The sequence below is a fragment of the Tolypothrix campylonemoides VB511288_2 genome (genome assembly GCF_045999855.1).
GTDB classification, from domain to species: Bacteria; Cyanobacteriota; Cyanobacteriia; order Cyanobacteriales; family Nostocaceae; genus Scytonema; species Scytonema bouteillei_A.
Genome location: NZ_JBFPMW010000003.1, coordinates 94,583 through 112,960 on the forward strand (window position 1 = coordinate 94,583; position 18,378 = coordinate 112,960).

Genomic DNA, 18,378 nt, shown 5'->3' on the forward strand with positions numbered 1-18,378 from the left:
ATACGCATATTTTTTTACAAAAAATTGATTTTCTGCCCGACTTAGCTAGCTACCACTTCAATGTTGACTTTCGCTGTTACGTCTGTAAACAACTTGATGTCAGCTTCATAACTACCTAACTTGCTGATATCTGGTATCGTGATACCACGACGATCCACTTCCAGCCCTGTAATTTGTTTAATAACATCTGCGACTTCTTGAGTGGTCACAGTACCGAAAATCGCTTCACCTTCACCAACCTGTTTGGCGATGTTAAAGCTACCAGCTTTTTCTATGGTTGCTTTTTGCTCTTGAGCTTGTTGCTTCAGTTCCAGTTGTTTCTGACGTTCTAGCTCGCGCCGACGCTCAACTTGCTTCAAAATTCCAGGGGTTGCTTGAGTAGCTAATTTTCTAGGAACCAGGTAGTTCCGAGCATAGCCAGGAGCGACTTCTACTAGATCGCCGGATCTTCCCAGCTTGCTGACGTCTTGAGTTAAGACTAACTGTATGCGTTTCGCCATCTTTGTTCTTGTTTCTCTACTGTCTTTAAAATATTAATCGCTTGAGCTTCGTACTGCGATCGCTTACATCGTAGCTGTATCCTGAGAAGCAAGAGCGTTTATCATCAAACCTAAAGATCATAGCGAAAAATTGGTACGATCGCAACTTTTTTTAGCTAATGGCTAATAGCTAATAGCTAATGGTTTTGTAGCAATTAGCCGTTAGCCCTATCTCCTTACGGAGACGCTATGTGCAAGGCACACGCTTCGCGAACGCGAACGGGTTCGCCATTAGCTAAAATTGGTCTTTCATTCCCCTCAACCGCGCAAAGGTTTGTACGGGGTCGTAACTGTTTACGGATGATTGTAATGTTGGCTGCTCCCAACGTAAAAAGGGATTTGTACGCTTTTCGACTCCCAGTAATGAAGGAACCGTAGCTTCTCCTTGATTGCGGAAAGCTTTGACTTCTTCAAAGCGGTTTTGTAAGTCAATGTTGCTTGCATCGACAGTTAGGGCAAATTGCAAATTTTTCAAAGTGTATTCGTGAGCGCACCAAACACGGGTATTGTCCGGTAACAGGCGAAGTTTGCCTAAGGAGTCTACCATTTGTGTTGGTGTCCCCTCAAATAAACGTCCGCAACCACCAGCAAATAGAGTATCCCCACAGAATAACTCTCCTGGTTCACTGGAGTTTTTAGGAGCAAAGTAGTAGGCAATATGAGCTCGGGTATGTCCGGGAACGAACAGCACCTCCGCTTCTCGATCTGCAAATTGTACGCGATCGCCTTCCCGCAAAAATACCTTTTGTCCCGGTATTCTACCGTTATCTTCGGCTCCACCATAAACCGTTAATTGGGGAAATTTTTGAATCAGTTCCCGATTCCCTCCTACATGGTCGTGATGGTGGTGCGTGTTAAAAATAGCTACTAACTCAGCTTTTAGTTCTTTCAGTTTCCTAAAAACTGGTTCTGTTTCAGCTGGATCGACAACAGCCGCTATGTTTTGCTTTGGAGCGTGCAGCAAAAAAATGTAATTGTCTGAAAGTGCCTCAAGACGGAACACTTGCATCTGGTTCACCTCAGTTAAAAATAATAACTACCGAAATTGTACTGAATTTTAATTTTCACTGCTCCGACTTTCTATAATTTTTCCGTGTAATCACTCTTAGCTCTGAGTAAAAATAACGTTATATTTTTGGGTAAATTGTTAATCCTATTCCTTTAATAATATTTCCTGTCAATATTTTCTTTTTAATGAAATAGTAGCTGGATGTCATTGAATTTTAAGCTCGAATTTCAATAGCAAAAAATCTTTGCGAGAGAACTAAAATATTATGCTTGTCCTAAAAAATAAAACTCAATTTAAAGTTTCAATATTGGTTAGCGATTTATCAAGTGCTGGAGCTGGAAGGTGGGGAGGTGCCGTCCGTTCGTTTTTGCTAGCTCAAGCACTTCAAAAACTTCAATACCAAGTAGAAATTTTAGGATTTGATTTTGGGAGCGAACCGGGGACAAACCCTCAATCTGAAATACCTGTTTATAAATTAACTGCTCACAATTATCCAAAATTTCTGGGTGAAGCCTCTCAACTTTTAAAAAAAGTTGACGGTGATATTATTTATGCTATGCGACCGAAAACAACAACATTCGGTTTGTCTATGTTGAAAAAACTAAGCAGTCAACGACCTATTATTTTAGATATAGACGACTGGGAACTGAGTTGGTATGGTGGAGAAAAATGGCAATATCACCCTTCCCCCAAGCAATTTGCTAGAGACCTTTTTAAACAGAATGGTGCCTTGCGAAATCCCGATCACCCGTTTTATTTGAAATGGATGGAAAACATGGTCGGTCGCGCTGATGCTGTCACCATTCACACTCAATTCTTAAAAGCGAAATTTGGAGGCGTTTACGTCCCTAATGGGAAAGATACAAATCTTTTTAATCCAGAAAAATATAATGCAGAGGAAAGTAGAGCACGTTACGGGCTTTCTAAATACCGTATTTTAATGTTTCCTGGTGCCCCAAGACCATACAAAGGTGTTGAAGATGTTTTAATGGCGCTAGATATACTAAATGAACCAGATTTAAGGCTGGTGATTGTGGGTGGTAGTCCCTATGATGACTACGATTCTCAACTGATAGAACGTTGGGGACGTTGGATTATCCAGTTACCTAAATCTCCACCTACAGCCATGCCTGAAATTGTTTCAGCAGCCCACGTCATTGTTGTACCGCAACGAAATACTCCAGCTGCTTTGGCTCAGTTTCCACTAAAAATCACAGATGGTATGTCGATGGCCAAGCCTATTTTAGCAACACGAGTGGGAGATATTCCGGAAATTTTAGGTGATACTGGCTATCTTGTCGATCCCAGTTGCCCGGAACAAGTAGCTGACAAGATTCAATGGATATTCAATCATCTGGAAGAAGCTCAGGAAAAAGGAAAGTTAGCTAGAAAAAAATGTGTTGATTTCTACAGCATTGATGCAATGGCAGGGATACTATCACAGATGCTTCAAAAGTTATAAGAAGTATATCAAATCCGTTTTTACGGAACGAAAAAACTAGTGAAGTTTCGACATGAAGTAATGGATATCTACTAAATCATTCCTTATTTAAAAACTATGTTAATGAAAAAACTAATAATTTATTTTGCAAAAAAATATCCATTTTTGATTGTCTGGACTATCATATTGGGTTTCTCTGGAGCTTTATTTAATGGTGTCAGTACTGCTTTAATCGCACCAGTTATTCTAAAGATTGTCGGACAAGAAGTTGATTTAACAAATGCTCCTTCCATTCTCAAAGCTGTTATGTCTCCTTTTGATAATGTTCCCGAGCATTATCGTATATCAGTGATGGCAGGAGCTATTATATTGACAATTATTCTAAAAAATTTAACAGGTTATATCAGTACTTTAACTTCAAGCGATCTAAAGCGCAAGCTGACCTCAGATTTACGAAAAATAGGTTTGAAGCTATTACTGGAAATTGATATTGATTATTACACAAAAATGAAACTTGGTGATTTAATGAATCGGTTTAATGGGGAAATTCCTCGTGCCGCTACTTCTATAAGTCATGGAGTTAAATTAATAATACTTGTCATTACTATTTTAGTATTCTTAGCTTTGTTACTTTCTATTTCATGGCAATTGACAATTTGCTCTACTTTTTTGCTTTCTTTGGTAACTTTAGCCAATCAACCTTTTATTTCTCGCACAAAAGATTTTGGTAACCTGCTGACGGATTCGTCAAAAATGCTAACCAATGTCATGATCGAAACACTTAGCGGAATTCGTCTGGTTAAGGCAACTGCTAATGAAGAAAGAACATATCAAAAGATTCATAACCTTATTGACAAGCGTGAAGTAGCTGATTTTAAATCTCAGCTTTATTCTGAGGCAATTACACCCACTAGTGAAGTCATAGGCATTATAGCTTTAATCTCAATTGTCTTCCTCGGTCGCATCTTTTTTGCAGATAAAATTACTGCACTATCAGCTATTCTTTTAACATATTTACTGGTATTACTCCGACTACTACCTATTATTTCACACTTAAATATTCTTCGCAGTAGCTTTGCTAGTAATGCAGCTAGCGTGGATGCCGTACTTGATTTTTTAAGTGAGGATGGTAAGCCGTTAATGCTTAACGGTAAAGCCAAATTTACAAAACTACAGGAAGGAATCCATTTTAAACAACTATCCTTTGCTTACACCGATCGCGACAAATTAGTGCTTAAGGATGTGGATTTGTATCTTCCACACGGCACAACTCTCGCTTTAGTAGGTAGTTCTGGAGCCGGTAAATCAACTTTAGTGGATCTCTTGCCGAGATTTTATGACCCAATTTCAGGCTGTATCACTATTGATGGTATCGATTTGCGCGACTTTGATATCAAGTCTTTGCGAAAGGCAATGGGTATCGTCAGTCAAGATACCTTTCTTTTTAATGACACGGTTTTGAATAATATTGCCTACGGACGCCCCGATGCAAATTATGAGGAAATTATTACCGCAGCAAAGCAGGCTAATGCTTATGAGTTTATTATCAAATTGCCACAGGGATTTGAAACCCCTATTGGCGATCGCGGTGTGATGTTGTCTGGGGGACAAAGACAAAGATTAGCCATTGCACGCGCACTCCTGCAAGATCCAGAAATTCTCATACTAGATGAAGCAACAAGTGCATTGGACACGGTTTCCGAACGTTTAGTACAAACAGCAATTGACGATCTCAGTCGCGATCGCACAACATTAGTGATTGCTCACCGTCTTTCCACAGTGCAAAAAGCTCATCAGATTGCTGTGATGGAACAAGGACAGGTTGTAGAACTGGGAACTCATGAAGAACTTTTACGCAAGGGAGGTCACTACGCTCGCCTCTACTCGATGCAATTTAGCGACCAAGCACAAGCTCAAATCGCTCGGAATGAAAAGTTAAACCATGTTGCGAGTGAAGTGCGAACGAGGCTAAATTCTATGATCGGTCACTTGCACTTATTACTAGATGAGACTCCAAAAGAATCTCAACAGAGACAGGAATTTATTGAAAAATCCTACAACTTAGCTGTTGAAATTCTCAAAAGTTTGGAATCTTTTGAGGATAGTGTTAAGCTACAAATGAGTTTGAACCAAATGTTTTTTACAGACAAAGCAAGCTCTAATACTCAGCATGAAACTTTAATTTACATTTCTCATGAAATTCGAGTTCGTCTCAATCCCATCCTTGGTTTTTTGCGTTTGCTTGCAGATGGTTTTGTAGATAATCCTGAAGAAGAAAATGAATTAATTCAAGGTTCTTATTATTCTGCTATAGATTTATTAAATAGTATGAATATCTTTGAAAGTAGCGTAAAAATTTCTTAAAAAATAAAATTAGAAAGTTCTGGACTTTTGAGACATGAAAAAGATAGCAATTTATTACCCCTATTTTACAGGTGGTGGAGCGGAAGCAGTAGCTTTATGGATTTTGCAAGCATTAAAAGAGAAATACGATCTAACATTATTTGTTATTGGAGATGTTAATTTTGAAAAACTAAATTCTCTTTATGGAACAAGTTTATCAAAACAAAATATAAAAGTTATAACTTTTGTTCCAAGTTATCTAACTGATGTTTGTTATTTTATGATGGCAAATAGCAATCAGATAAGAATGATATTTTTACATTTGTTACTACGTTTCTTTAAGCAGAATTGCGAGAATTACGATCTTGTTATGTCTGCGTATAATGCCATGGATCTTGGTAAGTCAGGAATTCAATATATACATTGGATTAAAGTTGTTGAAGGAACACCTTTTCATCACAAGATTTCAAAGTTTTCTGAAATACAGTTAGCCAAAAATCTTTCTTTAACAAATTCTTATTGCGTTGCAACTGCTGCTAAAGAAACCTATGGTGTTGATACTAGAGTCGTCTTTCCCCCTGTTGTGATGGATAGTTCAAACGTAGCTTGGAGTGACAAGGAAGACGCTTTTATTTGTAGTGGTAGGCTTGTGAAAGCTAAAGAGCCTCATAAAGTAATTCAAATCCTTAAAAAAGTTCGAGAACAAGGCTTTGATATTAAATTACACATTACAGGTGGAGGTGGTGGAGTATATCAATGGCAATACAATCGTTTAATCAGAAAGATGGTTGCAGAAAATTCATCTTGGATTACTTTGTATGAAAATCTTCCATACAAAGATTATATTCAAGTTCTAGCTAAATGTAAGTACGGTATTCACTTTAAGAAAGAACCATTTGGTATTTCTATTGCTGAAATGGTGAAAGCAGGTGCTATTCCCTTTGTTAGAAGTGTAGGTGGACAGATCGAAGTTGTAGGTCAGCACAATGAAGAATTATTTTTTAATAATGAAGAGGAAGCTGTAGATAAAATTATTGCTGTTTTGAAGAATTCTACCACTCAAAACAAGCTCATTCAATCTTTGACAGAACAAAAAACTTTATTCTCGACTCATAAATTTATGTCTGAGATTAATGATGTTGTTGATTCCTACTTTGATAAACAGTTAAACACGAGTAAATTAGAAAAATTACCTGTTATAAATTCACAGATATGAGTAAGGCACTTAACAAGAAAAACATAACTGTGTAATGCTTTGGTAAAAGCTTGGTAAACGTTACATACCCGAGGTGACTTAACAAGTTCTTCGAGATTATGCCAAGCAAGTTAGCCATAAAATCCTTCGACTACTATTGCAAGAATTTAACTTGGGATGCTTTGATACAAACATTGATTTCGGAAATGAAAGCGCTGATTTGAGCCAAGCTTTGAGTTTTAGGTAGAGCGGACTCATAACATTTGCTTGCACCGCCTCTAGAAAATAAGAATTTTCAATTATCAAACACTTTTGTTCTCCTTAAAGAGCAAGCGTCGTCAGCAAGCAATACCTCTAACGGGCTAAAGTGGTGCTGTTTTCCACTTCTCCTCGTCCATTTCTATAGTAGTTAATTTCCTTTACGAACTTGTTTCATACCTAGTTTAAGTTTGTGGGTGTATGTACATCAGCAAATTGTTACAACTTATACTGCTAAAATTGCGATCGCAAACCAACCGGAATTTAATGCTGCTTTCTGGTTTGTACGAGGGCTATGGAACAATGAGTTTGTGAAAGTTACGTAGTTATTATAATGTTTTATTTTTGACTCTTTAAGCAGATTTTGCTTTGGTTACCAAACACTAAGATAAGTAATATTACAGAGCGCGGAATGTGAATATTCTGTGTTGACCTCTCATTGTTAAGACAGTCAATGACTTAATTAATTTATAATGAACCTGTTTCTGGTTTCTCTGTATATCTCCGGATACTGGTAGATACTGCTTGAACCAGTTGCAATGAGGATTGGCTAAAACACAAGAGATCTGAATTTATGACTCCACTTGTTTCTATAGTTGTCACTTGCTTTAACCAAGCATGCTACTTAGAACGCTCAGTGCAAAGCGTACTTTCACAAACGTTCACTGACCTTGAATGCATTATTGTGGATGATGGGTCAACGGATGGTACTAGAGAGGTAGCTCAAGGGTTCCAGAGTCGGGATTCACGTGTGAGTTACTTCTATAAAGAAAATGGCGGAGTTTCTTCAGCTCGTAATTGTGGTTTTAGACAAGCAAAGGGCGAGTGGATTCAGTTTTTAGATTCAGATGATTGGATTGATGAAGCTAAAATTAGCTCTCAATTAAGCTGCTTAAGTAGTGTAGCAGGAGAAAATACTGTATTCTATACAGACTATGAACGTGTCTTTTTAGATAAAGAAGGCAATATTACAAATAGGATTGAAAATAGAGTTGGTTCTCTAACAAGCGAGCAATTGATTCAACGATTGTTGATCCCCGATTTTTTAGCTAATTCCCCATTTCCCCTCCTTCAGCAGTGTTTGCTGATGCATAGAAGCATTTTTCATCACAAAATGTTTGATGAACGACTTAAAGCTCTCCAAGATCGAGATTTTTGCTTGGATTTACTTTTAGCTGGAATTAATTTTGTCTATGTTCCCCTGGTAGGAGCTTTTTATACAAAACACCAGTCTAATCGAACAAATAATTGGTCTTATATGAAAGACTATTACATTCTGTTTTATGAGACAGTTTGTGGCAAGCATCAAGAGTTAATTCCTCTGTCTCAAAAGGGTGTAAGCTATTTGTTGAGAGAAGCAATTAGGGAAAAGGAGAAAAATAATTTTGACAGACTGCTTAAATTGATACATCTTCCCTTCTATTTGCTAGATAGTAACACAATTAAGATTAATAGTCTCTATATTCTCAAGCTCATTTATAACCTCAGAGTAATAACTCCAAGCTTCTTAATATATGAAAAATATAGAGGACCGCGCTCTAAAAAAATTATCTCCATCTTTGCCAAATTAACAAATTGGCATAAAAGATCGGATCGTAGTTATGTTAGCGGTCAGTAAGAAATTAAGAGTATTGTTTAAAAGTAAGTGAGATTATAGTGGCACCTAAAGTTTCATTAGTTGTTAGCGATTTATCTGAAGGTGGGAGTGTTAGAGCATTCTTGCTAGCTCAAGTTCTGCAAAAGTTAGACTATCAGGTAGAAATTGTCGGCTTTCTCTTTGGTCAAGATTTGTATGTTATACCACCATCTGGCATTCCAGTCATTTCTGTTACGGGCAAAAATTATCCCAACTTTTTTGGCTCGGCTAGAAAACTTTTACAAAAACTAGATGGCGATATTATTTATGCAGTGAAACCCAAGCCTGCAAGTTTTGGTCTGTCTCTCATTAAAAAAATGAGCAACAATCGCCCGCTACTTTTAGATATGGATGATTGGGAACTGAGCTGGCATGGAGGTTTTGATTGGAAGTATCGCCCAACCCCGATACAATTATATAGAGATATTTGTAAGAAAAATGGAGCATTGAGGTTTCCCAACCATCCACTGTATGTCAGTTGGCTGGAAAATTTGGTTAAAAAGGCGGATGCAATCACGATAGACACTCAATTTCTGCAAGACCGATTTGGTGGTGTTTACGTCCCTAATGGAAAAGATACTATAATGTTCGACCCCAGTCTATATGACCCTGAGGTTAGCAGAAAGCGTTACGGTCTTTCTGAGTATCGCATTCTCATGTTTCCAGGCGCACCGCGACCCCATAAAGGTGTTGAAGATGTGTTAATAGCATTAGATCTGCTGAATCAACCAGATTTGAGACTTGTTCTTGTAGGTAGCAATCCTTATGATGACTATGATGACAAACTTATTGAAAAATGGGGGCGTTGGATTATCAAGCTACCTAAAAAACCTGTCGCGATTATGCCAGAGGTTGTATCAGCTGCTCACGTTTTAGTTGTTCCCCAACGAGATACGATAATTGCTCAAGCTCAATTTCCTTTGAAGTTAACAGATGGCATGGCAATGGCTAAACCTGTATTGTCCACTAGAGTGGGTGATATTCCGGAAATTTTGGGAGACACTGGTTATCTTGTCGATCCTGGCTGTCCAGAGCAAATTGCCGAGCAAATACAATTGATATTTGAGGATTTAGAAGCAGCGAACAAGCGAGGACAGAGAGCCAGAGACAGATGTATCAAATACTATAGTGTAGATGCTATGGCGTGTACTCTATCGCAAATCATTGCCGAAATTAAGGTTTAGACAGAATTGTTAGTTGCGGCAATAAGTTGTTGCTTATGTTATTCAATAAAAAGACCTACTCAAAACGCTCCATATTAACCAATCCGGTGCTTCTTAGATTTACCAGACCCTATCCTTGGTTGATTCTATTAACAATTCTTCTGGGATTTTCCGGAGCTTTATTTAATGGTGTGGGTACGATATTAATTGTGCCGGTTGTTCTGAAAATTGTAGGACAGACAGTTGATTTTGAAGGGTCGTCTCCCATTCTTCAAAAGATTACGCAGCCTTTTGATGAAGTACCGGAGGATTTCCGCCTGTTAATTATGGCTGGAGCGATTGTCTTCACAATTTTTTTAAAAAATGCAGCAACTTATGCTAGTACGTTAACATCCAGTTCTCTATCGCGCTTGCTCACTGCGGATATGCGCGAGGAAGGTTTAAAGGTATTACTAGATGTCGATCTAGAGTATTATACCAAGATGAAAGTTGGGGATTTAATCAACAGTCTGGGTGGAGAAGTTTCTCGTGCTGCTAGTGCTGTAGGTAACCTAACTAAAGTCGTTATACTCGTCATTACAATTTTAGTTTTTGTAGGATTGTTAGTCTCAATTTCTTGGCAGCTAACAATTGCTACAACAGTTTTATTATCTTTGGTTACGTTAATTAATCAATACGCTATTGCCCGTGCTAGAGATTTTGGGAAGTTGCTATCGGAAATGTCTAGGATTTATTCTTCGACTGTTCTAGAAATTCTGATGGGGATTCGCTTGGTAAAAGCAACGGGCAATGAAGAAAGAGAATTTCAAAAGCTCAAGAAGATTATTCGCGATCGCGAAAAAGCAGATTTTGAATCTCAAATTCACTCAGAACTAATTACACCAGTCAGTGAAATTACGGGTATATCGACTCTAATTCTGATTGCCTTTTTAAGTCGTACTTTTTTTGCTAACCAAATTGCTTCTCTTTCTGCTGTTCTTTTTACATATCTATTGCTCCTCCTACGGTTGTTACCAATTCTTTCTCAGTTAAATGCTCTTCGCAGTAGCTTTGCAAATTCTGCAAGTAGTGTTGACATTGCAACTAACTTTCTCCGACGTGATAACAAACCAATCATGGCTCGCGGGAAGGTGCGCTACTCAAAATTACAGGGTGGGGTGCATTTTAAGTGGATTTCCTTTTCTTACCCCGAGTATGAGAAGACAGTCTTAAAAGACATAGATTTATATTTACCACGCGGTACAACACTGGCGTTGGTAGGTGGTTCTGGTGCTGGTAAATCAACATTGGCAGATCTCTTACCGAGATTCTATGACCCTACTTCTGGCTGTATCACCATTGACGGCGTCGATTTACGCAATTTCGATCTCTCATCTTTGCGAAAAGCGATGGGAATCGTCAGCCAAGATACTTTTCTGTTTAATAACTCGGTGCGGTATAACATTGCTTACGGACGACCTGAAGCAACAGACGAGGACATTATGACCGCAGCTAAACGGGCAAATGCTTATGAGTTTATCTGTAAATTACCACAGGGATTTGAAACCTTGATTGGCGATCGCGGTGTTATGTTGTCTGGCGGACAAAGACAGCGTTTGGCAATAGCGCGTGCGTTGCTGCAAGATCCAGATATTCTTATTCTTGATGAAGCCACCAGTGCTTTGGATACTGTTTCCGAACGCTTAGTGCAAGCAGCAATAGATGATTTAAGTCGCGAACGTACAACCTTGGTAATTGCTCACCGTCTTTCAACGGTACAAAGAGCTCATCAAATTGCCGTGTTAGAACAGGGGTGCGTGGTAGAAGTGGGAACTCATGACGAACTTTTAAAAAAGGGTGGCTACTACTCTCGTTTGTACTCAATGCAATTTGCTTCTCAGGCTGAAGCAACAAGTCAGCCTTATCAAAGCGTAATTCGCCTTTCGCACGAACTCCGCAATCGGCTTAATTCTATGATTGGCTTGCTGCGCCTGCTGCTTGATGACATGGTAGAAAGTGTTCAAGAAAGGCAGGAATTAATTGAAGAATCATACAAATCAGCTGGCAAAATTCTCAATACAATTGACGTTTTTGACGATATTATTAACTTGCACGAGAACTGCCAATCAGCACTTTTGCTAGACAAAGAGCGTACTGACAGCATTGACAATCAAAATCTAAAGGGCATTTCTGATGAATTCCGCAGAAGTTTGAATTCCATGCTTGCTTCTTTGCGTTCTCTATCTGAAAGTAAAACATATACATCTAAGAAAAAACAACAAGAATTTATTCAAGATGCTTACCAAGCTGCCATGGGTTTAATAGACAATATCAAATCTTTAGAATCTCATGATTAAAATTTATGTTTTTAAAGGAAGTATCTATTTTCATAAAAAAATTAATAGGTCTTAGGATAAGGTCTGTCATTAGGTAGCAACCATAAAGAAAGGCAGAGTCAAAAATCAAGGAATTATAAGCTTTTGTAAAAGTCTTATAGACCGCTAACCGTGATTTTATAGGTACTACTAGTCATGAGAAGTTCTCAGTTAAGAAAACTGTATATTTTTTTTTCCGGATACTTGTCTTTTGAACCAGACAGCGCTCATGAAATTCATGATGTACTTTGTGCTAATGCAGCTGCTAGCTTAGGTTATGACTCAGTTTTAGTTTACCTCGATCGCAAAAATAAGTCCTTCAACCCAGCTGCGTGGATTTACCCTTTCCAACCTAAACAACCCGATGCTACGTTTGTAGAGTTCTATGACGTGGGCGAAAATCTCAAAGTAGCCCCACTACCAATACCTTGGTTTACCGAGCAACTTGCTAGGAGGTGGAATAACACTATTACACTAATATCAAAATATTACTTTCCATTTCATATTCTATCTCAAACAAAAATAGTACATACACGAGATTGGAATTTTGTGAGAATGGCAGTGAGAAACAAAGTGCCAACTATCTATGAGCGTCACTATTTTCAAGAAAATCAATTTGAACCAGAAATTGTCCGTAGTCCGTATTTTCAAATTGCCATAACCCAATCCGAGCCAATCAGACAAAGTCTTATTGAATGCGGTATGCCATCAGAAAAAGTTATATGGTTGCATAATGGTTCCGACCAAGCGTTTTTTATCAGACAATCTGACGCAGCAGAAGTATGGCGTAGAGAACTTCTGAATGGAGGACGCAAATATCTCGTTGTGTATTCTGGCGCTTTATATCGTTTTAAGGGAGTTGAACTTTTAATTGATGCTGCTAAAGAATTGCCAGAAATTCAGTTTGCAATTACAGGAGGAAAAGAATCACAAGTACAAGCTTATCAGAAGTTAGCTCGGGATAAGCAGGTAGAAAATGTTAAATTTTTAGGCTGGATCTTGCCACGCAAAAGATTAGTTAGCTTGTTTCAAGCTGCTGATATTTTGGCTCATCCTCATCTTTCTGGTAAAGAAGCAAATTTCACAAATCCGGTGAAATTTTTTCAGTACATGGCATCTGGAACTCCAATCACTGTCACTGAAATTCCACCTCTTATAGAATTTAAAGATAGCTCTTTAGTAGCTTGTTGGTGTGAACCAGATAACCCTCATACATTTGCTCAATCTATTCGGAGTACTTTAGAAAAATACCCGAGGAAATTAGAAGGATACGCAGACAATATAAATTTTGCCCGTCAGTATTCTTGGGAAAACCGAACCACACGAATTCTCAATTATGTTAATGAATCTTTTCGTCCCTCTAGATATATTTATTAAATTATGGCTAAAAAAATAGTAGGAATGCTGACTTCCTATTCTGCTATTAAAAATATTGATTGGCTTTGGCAGCAAACCCCTCACTCTTTTGGTCACTGGGACAACATCCAAATGTTGGCAAAACACCCAAAACCAGATTTTTTACTGATGTATCAGTTTGATTTTCCAGAACCACCTCAGCCGCAACCGTGGTTCAAGAACCTCCGACAAAAGCAGGCTGAAATGCCAGTAGATGTGAATTCTCTTTTGCGTGGTGTTCCTCAAGAGCGAATTATTTACTTACTCCGCGAACCTCCCCTAGATGAGGTTGTAGAAATCAATAAGAGAAATTATCAACAAGCCCAGAAGTATTGTGGTTATATCTCAGGTCCTGACGACTTTGCCCCGACACCTGATTATATGCCAGCTATTTGGTATCATAATGTTCCATTTCAGGTCTTGGATGAAATGCCTCCTATGGAAAAGGAGAAGCCTTGCAGTTGGATCACTTCTGGAATCAATCGTACAGCCAGCCACAGGCATCGTTTGGCTTTCTTGCAGTCTTTGCAGGACAGCGACGTGAAATTCGATTTATATGGACGTAACTTACCGACTTGGGCAAAAACACCAGGAGAACTTGGGAGTAAATGGTATGGAATGTCACCATATTATTACAATCTAGCAATAGAAAATTATGCTGAAAATGATTGGTATGTAAGTGAAAAACTTTGGGATGCTCTACTTGCATGGTGTTTGCCAATTTACTATGGTGGACCAGCCGCTGATAAGTTATTGCCACCCGATAGTTTCTTACGGTTGCCCAGCTTGGATGAAAAAGGAATCGCCTACATTAAAGAAGTTACATCTACCCCAGATGCTTGGTATGCAGCAAAGGACGCGATAAGAGAAGCCAGACAAATTATTCTCCACAAACTCAATTTGCTGAACTGGTTTTCAGAATATATTGCTAAATTCTCCTAATTAATTCTTAGCTATATGGATGGTATCTGCACTCTTGCTAATGACAGAGTCTACGATCAATTAGTTGCTTTACTTAATAGTATAGAAGCAATCTATGGACAAAGTATGCCAGTTTGTGTCTATCCCTATGACGATAGGACAACGCAAATTGCTACAGAAATTTCTCGTCGCCCCAACGTACAGCTTTACGACAATCAAGATTCAATTCAGCAATGGGATAGTTTTGTGCGTAATGTTTGGGATACTCACCCCACCGCACAAACTCATTGGCAGCAAATTGGTGGCGATAAGTATTACAGGGTTGGAACTCATCGGCGTTATGGTGCTTTTGATGGTCCTTTTGACCGTTTTGTTTACATGGATGCCGATACTCTATTAATGAATTCCCTCGAGCAAACTTTTACTCAGCTTGAGAAACATGACTGGGTCGTCTATGACTTTCAGTTTAAAGACTTATCTCATGTTTACAACACTTCATCAGCAAAATTAGCACAACTCTTCCCACTAGAACGTTTGCAGACGGAAACGTTTTGTTCTGGATTTTATGCCTCTAAAAAAGGCATATTTGATGTTCAGAAGCGTTTGTGGCTGTTGGAACAACTGCGTCAAGGCGAAGCAGAAGTTCTCTATGACATGGCTCCTGACCAAACAATTCTGAATTATATGGTCATGCGTTTAGGACTATCTAGCTACAATTTCGCAGTGCGCTTACCAAAAAGTGAAATAACAGGGTGTTGTGTAACATCCAAGCATTTTGAAGCTAAAGATAAGATTTTGTATGATAGGGGGAATCGCTTACTGTACGTTCATTACATTGGTTTGTCTTCTAGTATATTTAGCCGTCTGTGTGCTGGTGAAAATATTGATTTTCCTTATAGGGATATTTTCTTGCACTATCGCTACTTACATGAACCAGATAAGAAACCAAAGTTTACAACCAAACCAAAGTCTTACGACGCACAACCAAGTTTTGCAACAAGAATTTTAAGTAAATTAGGACTAACAAGTTGAGGAGAATTTTATGACTCGGGGAATTTATATTATTGCTAATGATAAGGTGACCGATCACGCGATCGCACTCCTAAACAGTATCCGGTTGCGCGATCGGGAAACACCAATCGTTATGATTCCATATGATGACAATTATCATAATATTGCAGATATTCTCAACAGACATTACGGCGTACAGCTTTATGAAGACCTAGATTTTATTGACAGACTATCAGTAAAATTACACGAGACCTTTGGTGGTAAGTTTTTCGCTCGTCCCAATCAATTCAGGAAGCAAGCCTGCTGGTTTGGACCATTTGACGAGTTTTTGTACATAGATACTGATATAGTTGTTTTTGAAAAAATTATTGATAACCTTAACTACTTAGCTGAGTACGACTTTATTTGTTGTGATTATCAGTATGCTGGGGGTATTAAAAATGTCTTTAATTCTACAGTTTTAGAAGCCAAGGTATTCAATGAGGGTGAAGTCAAGGATATTTTTAACGGAGGTTTTTGGGGTTCTAAGAAAAACTTAATCTCCGAACAAGATTTGTATGACGTGTTCACCGAGTGTGCTGCTCATCCAGAATATTTTGACTTCTCGCAAAAAACTTCCGACCAACCCATCATTAATTATATGCTTCTGAAGCGAATTCCACGCCGCTTCAATATTGTTCGCAGACCAGGAAAAGCACCAGGAAACTGGGGAGGAAGCCCTCATTTTCAAACACAGGCAGATATTCTGATTGACCCTTCAGTCAATCAACCCCTGCAGTATCTTCATTGGGCAGGTATTCGGATTGAGCCGGGTTGTCCTTACTGGGAAGTTTGGGAACATTATCGCAATCTGAATCCAGAGATGTCACCAGCAGTTTTTCCGTCTAAATCAAAGAAGAGTCTGTGGGAGAAAAAGGTAGACAACGTTATGAATCACCTACGGCACATTAAAGCTAAGCTTTAAGGATATTTTTATCTCCATACTCTGATTTTTTTGCTATGGTAGGCAAGTGTTGAAGGGAAAAGACCCAAAAGACACGCCGAACCAAGACACAATATATATAGATAAGTTTGAAAGCCTAAAAATTGTGAAAGCATTGAAACTGTTGCTGGATAAGGGTTAGGAGTAGAGTTATCTAGAGGTTCAAAAAAACTTCTGAAAAAACCTTGACAAAGTCAGATGTGGTTGTTACCTTAGATAAAGTGTGAAGCGAGAGAGAAACGCCCGCACAACCGAACCAAGATAAAGCAATAGTTTGAAAGCCAAGCAATTAAAGACCTCGTCAAAAAATTAAGTGGCGGTTTGTTACCCGCTCACAAAAGAAAAATAATAAGCCAAGAGGCTCGGACGCACTAGGGTGTGTCGGAGCAAGAACACTTCAAAACGGAGAGTTTGATCCTGGCTCAGGATGAACGCTGGCGGTATGCTTAACACATGCAAGTCGAACGGTCTCTTCGGAGATAGTGGCGGACGGGTGAGTAACGCGTGAGAATCTGGCTTCAGGTCCGGGACAACAGTTGGAAACGGCTGCTAATACCGGATGTGCCCATGGGTGAAAGGCTAGCTGCCTGGAGATGAGCTCGCGTCCGATTAGTTAGTTGGTGTGGTAAGAGCGCACCAAGACGGCGATCGGTAGCTGGTCTGAGAGGACGATCAGCCACACTGGAACTGAGACACGGTCCAGACTCCTACGGGAGGCAGCAGTGGGGAATTTTCCGCAATGGGCGAAAGCCTGACGGAGCAATACCGCGTGAGGGAGGAAGGCTCTTGGGTTGTAAACCTCTTTTCTCAGGGAATAATAAGTTGAAGGTACCTGAGGAATAAGCATCGGCTAACTCCGTGCCAGCAGCCGCGGTAATACGGAGGATGCAAGCGTTATCCGGAATGATTGGGCGTAAAGCGTCCGCAGGTGGTTTATCAAGTCTGCTGTCAAAGCGTCTGGCTTAACTAGATAAAGGCAGTGGAAACTGAGAGACTGGAGTATGGTAGGGGTAGAGGGAATTCCCGGTGTAGCGGTGAAATGCGTAGAGATCGGGAAGAACACCGGTGGCGAAAGCGCTCTGCTGGACCATAACTGACACTGAGGGACGAAAGCTAGGGGAGCGAATGGGATTAGATACCCCAGTAGTCCTAGCCGTAAACGATGGATACTAGGCGTTACGCGTATCGACCCGCGTAGTGCCGGAGCCAACGCGTTAAGTATCCCGCCTGGGGAGTACGCACGCAAGTGTGAAACTCAAAGGAATTGACGGGGGCCCGCACAAGCGGTGGAGTATGTGGTTTAATTCGATGCAACGCGAAGAACCTTACCAGGGCTTGACATGTCGCGAATCCCGATGAAAGTTGGGAGTGCCTTAGGGAGCGCGAACACAGGTGGTGCATGGCTGTCGTCAGCTCGTGTCGTGAGATGTTGGGTTAAGTCCCGCAACGAGCGCAACCCTCGTACTTAGTTGCCATCATTAAGTTGGGAACTCTAAGAAGACTGCCGGTGACAAACCGGAGGAAGGTGGGGATGACGTCAAGTCAGCATGCCCCTTACGTCCTGGGCTACACACGTACTACAATGCTGTGGACAGAGGGCAGCAAGCTAGTGATAGCAAGCAAATCTCACAAACCACGGCTCAGTTCAGATCGCAGGCTGCAACTCGCCTGCGTGAAGGTGGAATCGCTAGTAATTGCAGGTCAGCATACTGCAGTGAATTCGTTCCCGGGCCTTGTACACACCGCCCGTCACACCATGGAAGCTGGTAGTGCCCGAAGTCGTTACTCTAACCATTCGTGGAGGAGGATGCCGAAGGCAGGACTGGTGACTGGGGTGAAGTCGTAACAAGGTAGCCGTACCGGAAGGTGTGGCTGGATCACCTCCTTTTAGGGAGACCAACTAAATTATGAATGATAAATTATGAATGATGAAATTCACAATTCACACTTCATAATTCAGAATTCATAATTCAGAAATCCTAGGTCGTGCGAGGTAAAGAAAATTGGCTTTCAAACTAGTGTGGGTTCGGAAAAAAATGCCAAAGCATTGATGATTTGGGCACTTATCAATAGAAGAAATTCAGCAACTTGAAACCGCAAGGGAACAAGACTGCTGGAAATGTTCCAGCCA

Annotated in this window: 12 protein-coding genes and 1 rRNA gene; 11 read left to right on the forward strand and 2 right to left on the reverse strand. The window is 39.8% G+C overall.

Annotation, left to right across the window (positions count from 1 at the left end; genetic code table 11):
• Positions 1 to 41 precede the first annotated feature (41 nt).
• Together rplI and gloB are read right to left on the reverse strand one after the other, a co-directional pair.
• Positions 42 to 500, reverse strand: a complete 459-nt coding sequence (gene rplI / locus AB0756_RS09350; protein ID WP_038075569.1) for a 50S ribosomal protein L9 — start codon at positions 498 to 500, stop codon at positions 42 to 44.
• A gap of 274 nt (positions 501 to 774) precedes the next feature.
• The gene (gloB, locus tag AB0756_RS09355; RefSeq protein ID WP_038075572.1) at positions 775 to 1,548 is read right to left on the reverse strand and encodes a hydroxyacylglutathione hydrolase; all 774 of its coding nucleotides are present in this window, start codon (positions 1,546 to 1,548) and stop codon (positions 775 to 777) included.
• 265 nt (positions 1,549 to 1,813) lie between these two features.
• On the opposite strand from gloB, the gene AB0756_RS09360 reads away from it, so the two are divergent.
• The 11 genes from AB0756_RS09360 (at position 1,814) to AB0756_RS09410 (ending at position 18,135) form a co-directional block, all read left to right on the forward strand.
• Positions 1,814 to 3,010 carry a glycosyltransferase family 4 protein gene (locus AB0756_RS09360; RefSeq protein WP_038075575.1) on the forward strand — a complete coding sequence of 399 codons (1,197 nt, stop codon included), beginning with the start codon at positions 1,814 to 1,816 and terminating at the stop codon, positions 3,008 to 3,010.
• 96 nt (positions 3,011 to 3,106) lie between these two features.
• Positions 3,107 to 5,353 (forward strand): ABC transporter ATP-binding protein, encoded by a 2,247-nt coding sequence (locus AB0756_RS09365; protein WP_038075578.1) that lies wholly within the window; start codon positions 3,107 to 3,109, stop codon positions 5,351 to 5,353.
• A 34-nt stretch (positions 5,354 to 5,387) separates the two neighbouring features.
• Positions 5,388 to 6,548, forward strand: a complete 1,161-nt coding sequence (locus tag AB0756_RS09370; RefSeq protein ID WP_038075581.1) for a glycosyltransferase — start codon at positions 5,388 to 5,390, stop codon at positions 6,546 to 6,548.
• Positions 6,549 to 7,359: 811 nt separating this feature from the next.
• The gene (locus AB0756_RS09375; protein WP_038075583.1) at positions 7,360 to 8,403 is read left to right on the forward strand and encodes a glycosyltransferase family 2 protein; all 1,044 of its coding nucleotides are present in this window, start codon (positions 7,360 to 7,362) and stop codon (positions 8,401 to 8,403) included.
• Positions 8,404 to 8,441: 38 nt separating this feature from the next.
• Positions 8,442 to 9,605, forward strand: coding sequence for a glycosyltransferase family 4 protein (locus AB0756_RS09380; RefSeq protein ID WP_202048581.1), 1,164 nt, complete (start codon positions 8,442 to 8,444; stop codon positions 9,603 to 9,605).
• 35 nt (positions 9,606 to 9,640) lie between these two features.
• Positions 9,641 to 11,920, forward strand: coding sequence for an ATP-binding cassette domain-containing protein (locus AB0756_RS09385; RefSeq protein ID WP_237265825.1), 2,280 nt, complete (start codon positions 9,641 to 9,643; stop codon positions 11,918 to 11,920).
• Positions 11,921 to 12,094: 174 nt separating this feature from the next.
• On the forward strand, positions 12,095 to 13,315 hold the full coding sequence (locus AB0756_RS09390; protein WP_038075588.1) for a glycosyltransferase: 1,221 nt from the start codon (positions 12,095 to 12,097) through the stop codon (positions 13,313 to 13,315).
• A gap of 3 nt (positions 13,316 to 13,318) precedes the next feature.
• Complete coding sequence (locus tag AB0756_RS09395) at positions 13,319 to 14,275, forward strand: glycosyltransferase family 10 domain-containing protein (RefSeq protein WP_038075591.1); 957 nt, start codon at positions 13,319 to 13,321, stop codon at positions 14,273 to 14,275.
• A gap of 15 nt (positions 14,276 to 14,290) precedes the next feature.
• A complete protein-coding gene (locus AB0756_RS09400) occupies positions 14,291 to 15,286 on the forward strand; it encodes an Npun_R2821/Npun_R2822 family protein (RefSeq protein WP_038075594.1) in 996 nt (331 codons plus the stop codon).
• 10 nt (positions 15,287 to 15,296) lie between these two features.
• Entirely contained in the window at positions 15,297 to 16,229 is a 933-nt protein-coding gene (locus tag AB0756_RS09405; RefSeq protein ID WP_038075597.1) for an Npun_R2821/Npun_R2822 family protein, read from the forward strand.
• A 417-nt stretch (positions 16,230 to 16,646) separates the two neighbouring features.
• Positions 16,647 to 18,135, forward strand: a 16S ribosomal RNA gene (locus AB0756_RS09410).
• The last annotated feature ends 243 nt before the right edge of the window (positions 18,136 to 18,378 follow it).